The 14,173-nt window shown below is 63.3% G+C and carries 18 protein-coding genes; 3 read left to right on the top strand and 15 right to left on the bottom strand.

Annotation, left to right across the window (positions count from 1 at the left end; translation table 11 throughout):
- Nucleotides 1–180 precede the first annotated feature (180 nt).
- From AC5J09_RS15355 to AC5J09_RS15285, 15 genes are all read right to left on the bottom strand, one after another.
- Entirely contained in the window at nucleotides 181–1,368 is a 1,188-nt protein-coding gene (locus tag AC5J09_RS15355; protein ID WP_494297954.1) for a flagellin N-terminal helical domain-containing protein, read from the bottom strand.
- Nucleotides 1,369–1,637: 269 nt separating this feature from the next.
- Entirely contained in the window at nucleotides 1,638–2,375 is a 738-nt protein-coding gene (fliP, locus tag AC5J09_RS15350; RefSeq protein WP_018094231.1) for a flagellar type III secretion system pore protein FliP, read from the bottom strand.
- Nucleotides 2,376–2,382: 7 nt separating this feature from the next.
- The gene (locus AC5J09_RS15345) at nucleotides 2,383–2,874 is read right to left on the bottom strand and encodes a flagellar basal body-associated FliL family protein (protein ID WP_494297953.1); all 492 of its coding nucleotides are present in this window, start codon (nucleotides 2,872–2,874) and stop codon (nucleotides 2,383–2,385) included.
- Between the two features lie 16 nt (nucleotides 2,875–2,890).
- Nucleotides 2,891–3,601, bottom strand: coding sequence for a flagellar basal body L-ring protein FlgH (flgH, locus tag AC5J09_RS15340; RefSeq protein ID WP_494297952.1), 711 nt, complete (start codon nucleotides 3,599–3,601; stop codon nucleotides 2,891–2,893).
- Nucleotides 3,598–4,137 (bottom strand): MotE family protein, encoded by a 540-nt coding sequence (locus tag AC5J09_RS15335; RefSeq protein WP_494297951.1) that lies wholly within the window; start codon nucleotides 4,135–4,137, stop codon nucleotides 3,598–3,600. The genes flgH and AC5J09_RS15335 overlap by 4 nt, the downstream gene beginning before the upstream one ends.
- Nucleotides 4,134–5,249, bottom strand: coding sequence for a flagellar basal body P-ring protein FlgI (locus AC5J09_RS15330; protein ID WP_494297950.1), 1,116 nt, complete (start codon nucleotides 5,247–5,249; stop codon nucleotides 4,134–4,136). The genes AC5J09_RS15335 and AC5J09_RS15330 overlap by 4 nt, the downstream gene beginning before the upstream one ends.
- The gene (gene flgA, locus AC5J09_RS15325) at nucleotides 5,246–5,755 is read right to left on the bottom strand and encodes a flagellar basal body P-ring formation chaperone FlgA (RefSeq protein WP_275596769.1); all 510 of its coding nucleotides are present in this window, start codon (nucleotides 5,753–5,755) and stop codon (nucleotides 5,246–5,248) included. The genes AC5J09_RS15330 and flgA overlap by 4 nt, the downstream gene beginning before the upstream one ends.
- An 18-nt stretch (nucleotides 5,756–5,773) precedes the next feature.
- On the bottom strand, nucleotides 5,774–6,562 hold the full coding sequence (gene flgG / locus AC5J09_RS15320; protein WP_018094226.1) for a flagellar basal-body rod protein FlgG: 789 nt from the start codon (nucleotides 6,560–6,562) through the stop codon (nucleotides 5,774–5,776).
- An 11-nt stretch (nucleotides 6,563–6,573) separates the two neighbouring features.
- On the bottom strand, nucleotides 6,574–6,909 hold the full coding sequence (fliE, locus tag AC5J09_RS15315) for a flagellar hook-basal body complex protein FliE (protein WP_411923362.1): 336 nt from the start codon (nucleotides 6,907–6,909) through the stop codon (nucleotides 6,574–6,576).
- Nucleotides 6,909–7,328, bottom strand: a complete 420-nt coding sequence (gene flgC, locus AC5J09_RS15310) for a flagellar basal body rod protein FlgC (protein WP_003529902.1) — start codon at nucleotides 7,326–7,328, stop codon at nucleotides 6,909–6,911. Before flgC ends, fliE begins: the two co-directional genes overlap by 1 nt.
- Before the next feature lie 6 nt (nucleotides 7,329–7,334).
- Nucleotides 7,335–7,715, bottom strand: a complete 381-nt coding sequence (gene flgB / locus AC5J09_RS15305) for a flagellar basal body rod protein FlgB (protein WP_003529904.1) — start codon at nucleotides 7,713–7,715, stop codon at nucleotides 7,335–7,337.
- Between the two features lie 219 nt (nucleotides 7,716–7,934).
- Nucleotides 7,935–8,486 carry a flagellar protein gene (locus AC5J09_RS15300; protein WP_494297949.1) on the bottom strand — a complete coding sequence of 184 codons (552 nt, stop codon included), beginning with the start codon at nucleotides 8,484–8,486 and terminating at the stop codon, nucleotides 7,935–7,937.
- The gene (fliI, locus tag AC5J09_RS15295; protein WP_494297948.1) at nucleotides 8,483–9,886 is read right to left on the bottom strand and encodes a flagellar protein export ATPase FliI; all 1,404 of its coding nucleotides are present in this window, start codon (nucleotides 9,884–9,886) and stop codon (nucleotides 8,483–8,485) included. The genes AC5J09_RS15300 and fliI overlap by 4 nt, the downstream gene beginning before the upstream one ends.
- A gap of 45 nt (nucleotides 9,887–9,931) precedes the next feature.
- A complete protein-coding gene (flgF, locus tag AC5J09_RS15290; protein ID WP_494297947.1) occupies nucleotides 9,932–10,657 on the bottom strand; it encodes a flagellar basal-body rod protein FlgF in 726 nt (241 codons plus the stop codon).
- 1 nt (nucleotide 10,658) lies between these two features.
- A complete protein-coding gene (locus AC5J09_RS15285; RefSeq protein WP_026168531.1) occupies nucleotides 10,659–11,438 on the bottom strand; it encodes a DUF1217 domain-containing protein in 780 nt (259 codons plus the stop codon).
- 224 nt (nucleotides 11,439–11,662) lie between these two features.
- Between AC5J09_RS15285 and motA the strand changes: the two genes are divergently transcribed.
- Genes motA through fliN form a run of 3 tightly spaced genes read left to right on the top strand, consistent with a single transcriptional unit; the run spans nucleotide 11,663 to nucleotide 14,118 of the window.
- A complete protein-coding gene (motA, locus tag AC5J09_RS15280) occupies nucleotides 11,663–12,541 on the top strand; it encodes a flagellar motor stator protein MotA (protein ID WP_018094219.1) in 879 nt (292 codons plus the stop codon).
- Between the two features lies 1 nt (nucleotide 12,542).
- Entirely contained in the window at nucleotides 12,543–13,490 is a 948-nt protein-coding gene (locus AC5J09_RS15275; RefSeq protein WP_494297946.1) for a FliM/FliN family flagellar motor switch protein, read from the top strand.
- A gap of 55 nt (nucleotides 13,491–13,545) precedes the next feature.
- Complete coding sequence (gene fliN / locus AC5J09_RS15270; protein WP_494297945.1) at nucleotides 13,546–14,118, top strand: flagellar motor switch protein FliN; 573 nt, start codon at nucleotides 13,546–13,548, stop codon at nucleotides 14,116–14,118.
- The last annotated feature ends 55 nt before the right edge of the window (nucleotides 14,119–14,173 follow it).

Raw genomic sequence — 14,173 nt, 5'->3', positions numbered from 1 at the left:
AGACTTTTGTAAAATTTCAACCTTTACGCGTACGCGCGCGTGCCATAGCATGTTTAAGAATTGGTGAAGTGCCGCTTGCCGGAGGAGCAAAACAAAAGAAACCGCGCCCGGTCTTCGGGCGCGGTTCGAGGACCCGAGTGCAGACAAAAGCTTGCCTGCATCCGGCTATCGCGTGTCTTCTTAGCGGAAGAGCGACAGGACGTTCTGCGAGTCGGAGTTGGCGATCGACAGAGCCTGAATGGCGAGCTGCTGCTGAGTCTGCAGGGCCTTGAGGCGGGTCGACTCCTCGTTCATGTCCGCATCGACGAGGCGGCCGACGCCCGAGTCGATCGAGTCAGAGAGCTTGTTGACGAATTCGCTCTGCAGGTCGATGCGCGAGGAGATGGAGCCGAGCGAGGCGGCGGCGCTGGTCATGTCTGTCAGCGCAGCGTCGACACCGCTGATCAGGGCATCGAGCGCAGCAGCCCCCATGCCGACGATGTTGATGTTCGCGACGGACTGGCCGGCCGAAACGTTGGCGGCAGGGCCGTTGTCGACATCCACAACCCAGCTGTCCGCGGTGATCGTGCCGGCTGCCGTCGTCGTTGCGGCAATTTCCTGGCCCGTGGCGCCGGTCGCAGCAGTCTCGGCGCGAACCCAGACGTTCTCGACCTTGACGTAGCTGTTACCGCCCTGAAGGGCGTAGTTGCCCTGGAACTCCGCACCGGCTTCGGTGAGGGATTCGAGCGAATAGGCGGCAACAGTGTGCTGCGCTTCGACACCGTTGGTGTTGATCGTCAGGGTGACGCTTGCCTGCGAGACGTTGTAGACCTTGTCCAGGATGCCGGTGTTACCCACCGTGTCGAAGAGAACCGAGTTGGCGTTGAGGCTGTAGTCAACCTTCTTTACGGATACGGCGCCGCTCGAGTCACGGACGAACCCCCCGACGACACTCTTGGTGACGGCGCCACCGCTGAGGTCCGCCTGCAGCCAGTTCTCGCCGGAGAAGGAGGCCGCTTCGGCAATGCTCGTCAGCTGGTCCTTGAGCTGGGTGATTTCTTCCTGGATCTTGGCCTTGTCGACGCCGTCTTCGGTGGCGGCAACGAGTTTGGCCTTGATTTCCTTCACGACTTCGATCGCCGATTCCATACCGGAATAGGCGGTGTCGACCTTGGCAGCACCTAGGCCGAGCGCGTCCTGAACTGCGGAGAGAGCCTGGTTGTCGGAGCGCATGGTGGTCGCGATCGACCAGTAGGCGGCGTTGTCGGAGGCCGAGCCGACGCGGAGGCCCGAGGAGATGCGGCTCTGCGTGTCTTCCATGTTGGAAGAGATCGAGCGCAGCGTCGAAAGCGCGGCCATTGCGGAGTTGTTGGTGAGAATGCTGGTCATATTCGTTGTCCCTACGAAATACTGATTGGGGGGACATACCGGACTTAGAAACGCTACCGGTCCCGACGGTCCGGCATCATGCCACTCGGCTCCGCTCAACTCGTGATGGATACCAAACCCGTCGTGTGAGGACGAAATTCGCAGCCATTCATTGCCAACTGTTTAACCGCAGAAGACGCACCTAGCCTCGGCGAAAGGTGTGGTTAATCGCCTGTGAAATCCTATGTTTAACAGATTCTTATCGCGCCGGCGTGCCTGGCGGCGGGGTCTCAGATAAACGAGCGCACCAGGCTGCCGACGAGCAGGTTCCAGCCGTCGATCAGCACGAAGAACAGGATCTTGAAGGGCAGCGAAATCGCCGTCGGGGGAAGCATCATCATGCCCATCGCCATGGTGATGGTCGCGACGATCAGGTCGATCACGAGGAAGGGCAGCATGATCAGGAAGCCGATCTCGAAACCGCGGCGGATCTCCGAGATCATGAAGGCCGGCACGACGGCGCGCAGGTCCACCTTCTCGTCGACGACGACGGTCTGGCCCTTCTCCCGGGCGATGTCGATGAAGAGCTGCAGGTCCTTGTCGCGGGTGTTGGCCAGCATGAATTCGCGGAAGGGCTCGGACATCCGCTGCATCGCCTCCGTCTCGGAGATCTCGTTCTTCAGGAGCGGATCGATGCCGTCGCTCCAGGCGCGGTCGAAGGTGGGCGCCATGACATAGAAGGTCATGAACAGCGCGAGCGACACCATGATCATGTTGGAGGGTGTCGTGGCGAGCCCCATCCCTGAGCGCAGGATCGCGAAGGCGATGACGAAACGCGGGAAGCTCGTCACCATGATCAGGATACCCGGGGCCACCGAAAGGACGGTCAGGAGGCCGAAGGTGCGGATGATCCACGAGGCGACGGAGCCGTCGACCGGCGTGTTCAGGATATCGGCGGGGAAGCTCTGAGCCCCGGCAATTCCCGACATCGCCATCATGGCGATTATGAAGGTGGCAAACCGGAGCATCAGCGAATCATTGGATGACGAAGGTGCGGAACATCACATTCGTTACGCGGCCCTCGGAGCGCAGGTCAACCCGCTCCTGGATGTCATCCCGGAGATATTGAAAGCCGCGCGGCCCCTGGATCTGCTGCAGCGACACGGTCTTCAGATAGGCCGCAATATCCTGGTGTATCGTCTCCGCCAGCGCAACGTCGGGAGCGCCATCGAACTGGAGCGCGACCTCCAGGCGAACCCAGTTTTCGGTCGGATAGGCAAGGTTCGTCGTAATGGGATCGAGCTGCACGATGCCGTGTGCCGCCGCGGCGATTTTCGGTATGTCCTCCTCGCCGGTCGCGTTGGCGGGAAGCTCGGCCGGGATTTCCGTCTTCTCGGCCGGCGGCGGCGCGAGCAGCATGCCTGCAAGCCAGCCGCCGCCGCCGGCGACAAGCGTCAGCACCACCACGGCCGCGATGGTCGTCAGCCGCGAGGGGACCTTCGTTTCTTTGCTCTCGATTTCTTCCATTGTGCGTTCCGGCCGATCAGAGGGGCGAGACGAGATCGACGAGCTGCTGACCCCACGGCGGCTGCTGGACCTCCGTCAGGCGGCCGCGGCCGCCATAGGAGATGCGGGCCTCGGCGATGCGGTCGTAGGAAATGACGTTGTCGGCGTCCACGTCGCGCGGTCGGACGATGCCTGCGACATTGAGGATGCGCAGCTCGTGGTTGACGCGCACTTCCTGGGAGCCGCTGATCAGCAGGTTGCCGTTTTCGAGGACGCCGGTCACAACCGCGGCGACCAGCAACCGGAGCTTCTCCGAACGCTCGGTCTTGCCGTCGCCTTCAGTTTTGGTGTTGGAGCCGTATTCGAGATCGCCCGACCAGGCGAAGTCGCTCGTCTGGGACTGCCCGCTGGCGCCGAGACTGAAGCCGCTCGAATTCTTGCGGCTGCGGTCCGTCTCGTTTTCGAAGGAGGCCTTGTCGTCGATACGGATGTCGACCGTCAGAATGTCGCCGATATTGATCGCGCGCGCATCCTTGAAGAGGGCCGCCTGCTGGTCGTTCCACAAGGAGTAGCCGTTGGTGACGTGGCGCGGCTGCTTCGGATACATGGCAAGCTGCGGCGTCTGCGTATATTGCAGGCCGCTGCCGATCGGGCTCATGGCCGGCGCCCGCCCGATCTCGTTGAAGGCCTGATTCTGGCAACCCGCCAGGAGCCCTGCGGCCAGTACGGCCGTGATGCGCGTTCTCATGATGGCTCCTTGGAGGTATTGGGGTCGCTCGCGCTCGAAATGATGTTGGTCAGCACCGCTGCCCTTTCGTCGCTCATCTCGCTCAGGATCAGCGACGACTGGCGTGGCGGCAGCCGCATGACGATCGCCGCCGCGATCTCGGGACGCACCATTTCGAGCTTACCGGCGGCGGCATCCGGCTTCATCGTCTTGTAGATGTCGACGAGGCCGAGCTCCGCCTGTTTGAGGAAATCGTTGCGGCGCTTAAGCCAGTCCTCGTATTCCGCCCGGCGCGCCTCCAGCGTCGCAATCCGTTCGTCGACATTCGCTTTCAGCTTCTCCAGGTCCTGGCGCTGCAAAACGTAGCGCTGGTCGCGCGCGGCGTCGGCGATATTGGTGCAGAACTTTTCGATTTCGCTCGCGGTCGCGCTGTCGGCCGGCGGCGACGTGACGTCCTGCGCAAAAGCACCGGGCATCGAAAGCATGAGCGCGGCGGCGACCGAGCCCAGGAGAACGCGGCGTGCCTGGCCGAAAAGACGATTGAAGTTTCCGGTCATTGCAGAACAAGCTCCGCCTGTAGGGCTCCCGCCGATTTGATGCTCTGGAGGATCGCGATGATCCCGTCCGGCTTGACGCCGATGCTGTTCAGGCCCGCGACGAGCGAACGCAGGCTGGAGCCGTTGAGGATGGCGACCGTGCCGCCGTCGGCCTGCGCTTCGATCGTGGTGTTGGGCTCGTAGGCCGTCTGACCGCGCGAGAACGGCTCCGGCTGGACGATCGTCGGCGTCTCGCTGACCTGCACCGTCAGCGTACCGTAGCTGACGGCCACTTCGGCGACGCGGACGTCCTGGCCGATGACGATCGTGCCGGTGCGCTCGTTGATGACCACCCGGGCCGGCGCGTCGGTCTCGATCACCAGGTTTTCCACGTCCGCCATCAGGCGCGCGAGATCCGCCATCTTCGGCTTCTGGACCAGGACGGACTGCGAGTCCAAGGCTTCGGCGATGCGGCCGCCAAATTGGGCCGCGGCATATTTGTTGATCGCCGCGGCCATGCCGACGGCGGTGGAAAAGTCCGGGTTGCGCAGCTGCAGCACCAGGTTGAAGCCGTCCTTGAATTTCGACGGCAGTTCCCGCTCGATGATGGCGCCGTTCGGGACACGTCCCGCCGTGGTCACGCCCTGGCTCAATTGGGCGGCTTCACCTTGCGCGTTGAAACCGCTGACGACCACCGAGCCCTGCGCCACGGCGTAGATCTGGCCGTCGGCGCCCGAAAGCGAGGTCATGACCAGTGTCCCGCCGCGCAGCGACGTCGCATCGCCCAGCGAACCGACGGTCACGTCAAGCCGGCTGCCGGGGCTCGCGAAGGGCGGGAGCGTGGCGGTGACGAGCACCGCGGCGACGTTGCGCGTGCGCGACTGGCCGCCCTGCGTGGAAATGCCGAGGTTCTGCAGCATGGCGCGGATCGACTGATCCGTGAACGGAGACGAGCGCAGGCTGTCACCGGTGCCCTGCAGGCCCACCACCAGGCCGTAACCGATGAGCTGGTTGTCCCTGCCCGACTGCAGGGACGCGACGTCCTTGATCCGCGAGGCCGCATAGGCGGAGGTCAAGCTCGCGGCGAAGACCACCGCGAGCGTCAGCAGCCACTTGCATGCATTGATGTTCATTTCGCCACCACATGGATCGTGCTGTCCGCCATCACCGTCCCGGAGACGATCACGCCGGTATCGACGTTGCGCACGCGGATCAGATCGCCGACCGCGGCATCCTGCAACGGCGAGCCGGCGGCCGTTATCGTCAGACCGCCATTGTTGAAGACGAGACGAACGGTGGAGCCGCGCTCGACCGCATATTGCTCGCGCAGCGCCGAGGCCAGGATGACCCGCCCGGGAAGAAGGGTCCGCTTGGTCACCATGCCGTCGACCTCGTCGATCGAGCGCACATAGCCGTCGCGCAGATCCGGATTGGTCACGTCGACCACCTCCAGCATGCTCGCATCGAGCTTTTCGCCGGGATAGATCGTCTGCTTCGGAATGACGGCCGTCGGCGGCTCGGCAAGAGCTGCGGCCGGCGAAAGCAGGCAACCCGCCATTGCGGCAAACAGAACGGCACGCGCCGGCTGCGCGAGGCCGCCTGAAATTGCTTTTCCTCCGGGGGATCGGCGAAACATCATGTTTGCCTCCTCTTCCTGTTACCTCAGGTTCTTGCTCACCGTGGCGGCCATTTCGTCCGCGGCCTGGATGATCTTCGAATTCATCTCATAGGCACGCTGGGCCGAGATGAGGTCGGTAATTTCCTTGACCGGGTCGACGTTCGAAGATTCCAGGTAGTTCTGCTTGATCTGTGCAAAGCCCGGATCGGCCGGCGTGCCGACGATCGGATCCCCGGACGCCGGCGTCTGCCGGAACAGGTTCTCGCCCATCGGCTCGAGGCCCGCCTCGTTGACGAAGTTTGCGATCGTCAGCTGTCCGACTTCCTGCAGTTCCGTGTCGTTGCCGATCCGCACCATCACCTGGCCCGACGAGGTGAAGACGATCTCGGTCGCGTCCTGCGGCACGGTGACGCCCGGAACCACGGTATAGCCGTCGATGGTGACGAGCTGGCCCGTAGCATTGGTGTTGAAAGCCCCCGAGCGGGTGTAGACCGTCTCGCCATCCGGCGTCTCGATCTGAAACCAGCCGCGGCCGACGAGCGCGAGGTCGTAGTCGTTGCCGGTATTGACGAGGCTGCCCTGGATATGAAGGTTGCGCACGGCGGAGGTCTGGACGCCCAGGCCGATGATCGCGCCTTCCGGCACGATCGCCTGGTTCGAGCGGTTGGGGACGCCCTGCGCCCGCTCGGTCTGGTAGAGCAGGTCGGAAAATTCTGCGCGCGCCCGCTTGTAGCCGGTCGTGTTGATGTTCGCGATGTTGTTCGCGATGACTTCGAGATTCAATTGCTGGGCGTTCATGCCCGTGGCGGCGATGGAAAGGGCCTTCATGTGTCTTTTCCTCAGATCTGCATGCGCGCGATTTCGAGATAGGCGGTGACCACCTTGTCGCGGATGGCGATTGCGGTCTGGAGAGACTGCTCGGCGCTCATGACGGCATCGACGACTTCGCGGGTATTCGCTTCTCCGCGGATCGCCTGAAGCGAGACCCCCTCGGCCGACTTCATCGAACGGATGGCGTCCGTGGTCATGTTGCCGAGGACTTCGGCGAAGCTCCCCGCCTGAGGCGCGGCCGCGCCGGCACCCGGCATAACGAGCGAGCCGGAAGAGGCCGAGCCGGCACCTTCGGTCTCCCTGATGGTGGAAAACGCCCCTAAGGACTGAATTGCGTCGATCATTATTGCGAAGCCCTCAACAGGTCGATTGTCTGGGAGATGAGATCGCGAGACTGCTTGATGGTCTGCAGGTTGGCCTCGTAAGCGCGGTTGGCCTCGCGCATGTCGGCCATCTCGATCAGGATGTTGACGTTCGGCAATTTCACCATGCCCTTTTCGTCGGCGGCCGGATTGCCCGGGTCGAACTCGATGTTGAAATCGGAATCGTCCGTGCCGAGGCGTTCGACCTCGACGAGGGACGCGCCGCTTGCCCGGTCGACCTCCGCGGCGAAGCTGATCGTCTTGCGGCGGAAAGGATCGGCGCCGGGGGCGTCGCCGGTGGAGCGGGCATTGGCAATGTTTTCCGAGACGATGCGCAAGCGCGTCGATTCCGCCTGCAGACCGGAGGCGGAAACCTTAAGGGCGGAGGTCAATGGATCCATGGTCGCTTACTTCCGTACCGTCATGAGAATCATCCGGTGAAAGGACTTCACCAGCCCGGCATTGAGCTCGTAGTCGCGCTTGATCGCGCCGGTCTTCATCAATTCCTCTTCGAGGGCGACCGTATTGCCGGACTGCTGCACCGCGACATCGTCGAGAGCGCTGACTTCGGTCACATGGGCGGCTTCCGGGCTCTCGGTGAAATGGGCGCGATGCGTCGCGGCCATTTGGATGCCGGTGTTCTGGAGCACGCTTTCGAAGGGCTGGACGTCTTTTGCCCTGTAGTGCGGCGTATTGGCATTGGCGATGTTGCCCGCCACCACGTTCTGGCGGACGGTGAGCCACTGGGCCTGCCGCGACGCGAGTTCGAAAAGCTGAATCGGTTCCATCAAGAGCTCCTGCTGATGATGGCGAACCTAGGCCGGTAATCTTGCGTGGGACTTGTCGAAGATGCGGAAGGAACGGTTTGGGGCGTCTCATAAACCCCCTCCCCAACCCCTCCCCACGAGGGGCGGAGCTACTTCTGCCGCACCCTCGCCGCCCGAAAAGCCCCTCCGGAGGGGTTGGGGAAGGGTCTGGACGTCCTTCGCCACGCCTCGCCAAAGGCGCTACTTCGCCGCGAAAATCTCGCCCTTGGACGTGATCATCACCCAGCGGCCGTCGCGCTCCTCGAAGGTCGCAAGCCGGCTGTTGTCCGGCAATACCGAACCGATACGGACGATATACATGCCGCTTGCATCTTCGATGAGCGCGCGGCCATTGGCGACGTGCATGAGTTTGAAGCTCTCTTTTGCGGGGAACGGCTGATCGGGAGCCCCCATGTCCGTGCTTTCGGCGGGATCCTGATCGAGTCCCGGCACCGTCGCGGTCGTCAGGCGATCGACCGCGGCGGCGGTCTCCTCGTCCATGTCCGTCATCGCCAGCGGCGACACCGACAGGATCTGCCGTTCCGGGCGCTCCGGCAGATCGCGCGTCGTGCCCTGCCAGAGCGAAGGCATCGAGAATTTCTCCGGATGCAGATAGACGTACCAGGGCAGCAACGTCGCGCAGGCAGCCATGGCCAGGCCGATCGCACCGAGTATCTTGTCGATCAGCGGCATCCCGGTTTCGCGGCGGCGTTGGCGCACGATCTCGTCTGCTTCGAAGTCCGTCAAATTCATCCCCTTCCGCGCAGGCCGGCGGCGCCCGGCTGATTGCCCATTGCGGCTGCCTTCAGCGCGTTGGCGAGGTCCGTGAAGGCGTCGAAGGCGGGCCGTTCGCCGGGCATCTGCTTCAATACGTCGTAGATGACCGGCACCTGCTTGATCGCCATGTCGAGATCGGCGTCGCCGCCTGGCCGATAGCCGCCGATGAGCCGGAGGTCCCGGGTTTCCTCGAAGCGGTGGATCAAGGACTTCAGCCGGGCGACCAGCTTCTCCTGGTCCGGCGTCCAGGCCTTTCTGGCTAGGCGCGAGATGGAGGCGAGCGGATTGACCGGCGGGTAGCGCCCCTCTTCGGCAAGGCTTCGGTCGAGGACGATGTGCCCGTCGAGAATGCCGCGCGCCGAGTCGGCGACCGGGTCGTTGTGATTGTCGCCGTCGACCAGGATCGAAATGATCGCCGTGATCGTGCCCGTTCCCTCGGCGCCGGGCCCGGCGCGCTCGAGCAGCCGCGGCAATTCGGTGAAGACCGAGGCCGGATAGCCGCGGGCGATCGGCGGCTCCCCCGCTGCCGTCGCCACCTCGCGGATCGCATGAGCGAAACGGGTGACGCTGTCGACGATGAGCAGCACGTTGTCGCCCTTGTCGCGATAATGTTCGGCAATCGTGACCGCGGTCAGCGGAGCCATTTTTCTCAGCATCGGACTCTCGTCGCTGGTGGCGACGACGGCAACCGATTTCGAAAGATTGTCGCCCAGCGTGTCCTCGATGAACTCGCGCACTTCGCGGCCGCGCTCGCCGACCAGCGCGATCACCACTTTGTCGAAAGCGTCGGCGCGGGCCAGCATGGAAAGCAGCGTCGATTTGCCGACGCCGGAGCCCGCGAAGATGCCGAGGCGCTGCCCGAGGCAGAGCGGGGAGAAGATGTCTATTGCCCGCACGCCCGTCTTGAACCCCTGCTCCACCCGCTTTCGCGTCATGGAGGGCGGCGCGGTGTTCGCGATCGAGCGGCGGATGTCGCCCTGCAGCAGCGGGCCCAGACCGTCGATCGGCTCGGCCAGCGCATTGATGGTGCGGCCGCACCAGTTGTCGGTCGGCGCTATGCGGAAGGCGCCCTTGCGGATGACGACGTCATGGATGCCGATCGGGTCCCCCGGTTCGATCGGGCAGACGACCACCCGCTCGGGCTCCACGCGGACGACTTCGCCGAGATGGGTGCCGGTCGTGCTCTTGTGCGCGACGAAGTCCCCTAGCCGGACATGCCGCGACAGGCCGCTGACCGTGTAGTGCCCCGGCGAAATCGTCTGGACATGACCGCCCGGTGCGATGGCAAAGTCGGGATTTGCATAGCGCTCGACCAGCCCGGCGAGCGCTGCGAGCGACGTCGACGTTGCAGTTTTTTCAGCGGCTTCGCGTGCCATCCGGCTTTCCGTTCCGTCCCGCCCTAAATTCCGTCGACAGAATCATCAACGGCTGCCGCCGAGCGTCTCGATGGCTTTGTCGAGCGATCCCTCACTGTCGCGCATCAGTGCGGTGACGTTGTCGAAGGCGCGGGTGATCATGATCAGCTGCGACATTTCCTGTACGGCGTTCACGTTCGACTCCTCCAGGAAGCCTTGCATCACGCCGACATCGAACCGATCGACGACCGGTTCCGGCTGGGCAGCCGGCATAACGGAACTGTTGTCGTAACGCATGAAGCCTTTGCTGAAATCCGTCTCGTAAAGCCCGAGCAGGGCGATCTGCACGCCGTTCTGGTGAATGGCTCCATCGGCACCGACGGTAATTTCACCGGCACCGCCGTTCAGCTGGATCGGCGCGCCGCCGGCATCGAGCACCGGATATCCCTTGATGGTCACGAGCTCGCCGGTCTCCGTCAGCGTGAACCGGCCGTCGCGCGTCAGCGCCGGGCCGCCGGGCGTCTCGATCGAGAACCAGGCGTCGCCCTTGATGGCGAAATCGAGCGCGGAGCCGGTGCGCGCGAGCGCGCCGGTTTTGCTGCTCAGGAATTCCTCGCCTTCCGACACATAGGAAACCTTGGTCGGCCTGGTGTCGCCAAGCACCTGGTTGAACTTCACTTCCGTGGCGCGGAAGCCGACCGTGTTGGAGTTTGCGACATTGTCGGCCAGCGTGTTCAGGCGCTTTTCAAGCGCCATCTGCGACGAAAGCGCGACATAAAGACCGGTCTGCAAATCAGCGTCCCCCGAGTTTGAGATTGTTGATGGTCAGAAGCAGGTCGGGAGAAATTCCGTAGCCGCTCGACGCGCCGAAAACCGCAAGCGGGTCATAGCCGCCGGAAGGATTGTCGATTTCCCAAAGGGCGGTGAAACGGTCCAGGAACTCGGCTGTTTTCTGAGGGTCCTGGAAATCCTTGAAATCGATCGCCGCCTCGTAGGCCTCCGCCTGACGATCCACATCGGCGGCCGCGAATTCGGCCGGCAGCTGCAGGACGGTACGGACCACACTCGAGAGGGCCTCGTCGGCGATGATTTCGTAGCCATTGGCAATCGTCGGCGCCATTCGCTGGAAATAGAGCGCCAGCCGCACGCCGGTGTTTTCCTCGCCGGCTTTCTGTTCCAGCGTCTGCCGCGTGTACTTTTCGGACACGCCCTTCTGCGCCCTCTCGAAGGCAGTAGCGGCTTCGCCGTGCCGGGCGAAATTCAACGACTCCACCAGCGCCTTGTAGCGCCCGTCGGCCAGCTTGTTGGCGAAGGCGTCGTCACTGTCGATGCCTTCGGCGAGCACCTTGCGCATGAAGGCCTTGGCATAGGCCATGTCCTCGAGGCCGTGCGCCTTCATGGCGTAGTTGTAGAGCCGGCTGTCGGCGAAGAAATCGTCGAGCGTTTTGATGCTGCCGATCTTCGACAGATAGTACTCCGTCTCGCGGGCGACGTCCGGCTGCGCCGAAACGCGCTCCAGCGATTTCGTCAGATCTGCAGTGATCAGCCTGTAGCTCGTATAGGTCGTCGTCACGATCGGCTCGCCCTGTCGCATGAAGCGTGAGGAAATGTGTGCAGTCTTCAGCCCGCACCGACTGTCGGGGTTCGGAACGCCATGCGATCCGACCCTGGCCAACAACCCTGACGGCGTTGGCTTGCGCGAACCTGTCCCGGACGCCGGGTCTCCGCGGCCAGCCTCACGCAAGGATCGGACCCTATTTCATCGGGGGAAAATCACGATCGCGACAGGTATCGGCAATGAACATCATCATCGGGCTTCTTGTGACTTTCGGCTGTATCCTCGGCGGTTACATGGCGATGGGCGGCCACCTGGAAGTCCTCAACCAGCCCTTCGAGCTGATGATCATCGGCGGGGCGGGCATCGGCGGCTTCATCATGGCCAACTCGATGAAGGTGGTCAAAGACACCGGCAAGGCGCTCGGCGAGGCCTTCAGGCACAAGGTGCCGAAGGAACGTCAATACCTCGACACGCTCGGCGTCCTCTACAGCCTGATGCGCGACCTGCGGACGAAGTCTCGCAACGAGATCGAGAGCCACATCGACAATCCGGAAGAATCCTCGATCTTCCAGTCCGCACCCACCGTCCTGCAGAACAAGGAGCTGACCGCCTTCATCTGCGACTATGTGCGGCTGATCATCATCGGCAACGCCCGCTCGCATGAGATCGAGGCGCTGATGGACGAGGAAATCCAGACGATCACCCACGACAAGATGAAGTGCTACCACGCGCTGACGAGCATGGGCGATGCGCTGCCGGCGATCGGCATCGTCGCGGCGGTTCTCGGCGTCATCAAGGCGATGGGCGCGATCAGCGAAGCACCGGAAGTGCTGGGCGCCAAGATTGCCGCCGCACTCGTCGGAACGCTGCTCGGCGTGTTTCTTTCCTATTCGATCGTCGGTCCCCTCGTCGCAAACATCAAGTCCGTACGGGAAAAGCAGAACCGGCTCTATGTCATCGTCAAGCAGACGCTGCTTGCCTACATGAACGGTTCGGTTCCGCAGGTCGCACTCGAATACGGCCGCAAGACCATCTCCGCCTATGAACGGCCGTCCATCGATGCGGTCGAACAGGAAATGATGAATCCCGGCGGCGGCAGCGAAAGCAAGGCGGCCTGACATGAGCACAAGCACCGCATCGAACGTCCATGCATTCGACAGAAGGCTGATCGCGCGCATGACCGGCGCGCTCGGCGACGACAAGGCCATCGGCCGAACCGCACTCGAGCTTGCCCAGGTGTTCGACGAACTCCTGCCCGGTGTCCTGCAATCGGAGACCGGATGCGACGTCACGATCGCCTATGCGGGCTTCCGGACGGGGCTCCGCAACGAGCTCATCGCTGCTCTCGGAGACGGAGTCCTGCTCGGCGATCTCTCCCTGCGAAACTGGTGCGCGGAATTCCAGGTCGGCTGCGACAGTCCGGTTCTGATCGCACTTGTCGAGGCTCTGCTCGGGGCCGAACCGACGAGCATCGAGGAGCCGGCCCCACGCTCTCTGTCGAAGATCGAGATCGATGTCGCCTTGCCGGTGTTTCATGGCATCGCCGAGGTCCTGCGCACTGCAGTGAACGCGCCCGGCGGGTTCGAGCCCGTTGTCGGCCGTCCTTACAACAGCGCGGAACGGGCAAAGCCCGATCCAGTGCTTGAAGACGTCTTCGCAGCCTCGATCTACATGACCATAGGCCTCGGGCCGGTGCTCTCCACTTTCTCGGTCATCGTCCCGCAAAGCACGCTCCTCAAGACCCGCATCATCTCTCGGAAGGGTGCCGGCGAGGACCGGAACGCGAAAACCGAATGGACGGAACAGCTGGAGGAGCAGGTCCGCCGATCGGCCGTCGCGCTCGAGGCACGCATCCGGTTGGAAAGCCTGACGCTCGACACTCTCAGCCGCCTGCAGCCCGGGGATGTCATCCCTTTTCACGACGGGCAGGATGTCCGCGTGGAGGTGAGCGCCAACGGGCGCGACCTCTATGTTTGCGAGTTCGGCCGTTCGGGCTCGCGATATACGGTCCGGGTCAAGGATACCCACGGCTCCGAGCAGGACATCCTTCGCCACATCATGAGTTAATCCTCCCTCGCCTGGCAGAATGCCTGAGGCAAGCTTCAACTGGAATATTCGGCACATGGCACCCAAGAAAGCAGCACCCATCGCAGAACCGGCCGCATTCGCGGCAGACGCCGAGCTCGACCAGGCGATCGACGACCTGCGCGGCGTTCTCAAGAAGGACGGCGAGGCTGACTTCGGCGCCGATTTCGCCGCCGCCGGGCCGCTCGAACAGCCCATGGAATTCGGCAGCGACTTCGGTTCCGCCGACAGCGCTGGATTCGGCGGGGATTTCGGCGGCGACTTCGCGGAATCGGGCTTCAGCGCGGACTCCGCGGTTGCCGGCGGGGATTTCGATGCGGCGCCGGCCGCCGGTGAAACAGCGCCCGGCAGCGGAATGACCGCGAATATGGACTTGATCATGGACATTCCGATCGATGTCCAGATCGTACTCGGGACCAGCCGCATGCAGGTCTCCGGCCTCATGGCGCTCACCGAGGGCGCAACGATCGCGCTCGACCGCAAGATCGGCGAGCCGGTCGAGATCATGGTCAACGGCCGGGTGATCGGCCGCGGAGAAATCACCGTTCTCGAGGGCGATGTGACCCGCTTCGGCGTCAAGCTCCTGGAGATCAAAGGCAGCAGGAAATAAAGCGGGATGAGTAAAGGTGTAAGCGGTTTTCCGCCCGCATCCCGTTTCAACTCAC

The organism is Sinorhizobium sp. (genome assembly GCF_059070375.1).
The sequence above is the reverse complement of the archived record's forward strand: the minus strand, read 5'-3'. Positions and strand labels throughout refer to the sequence as shown.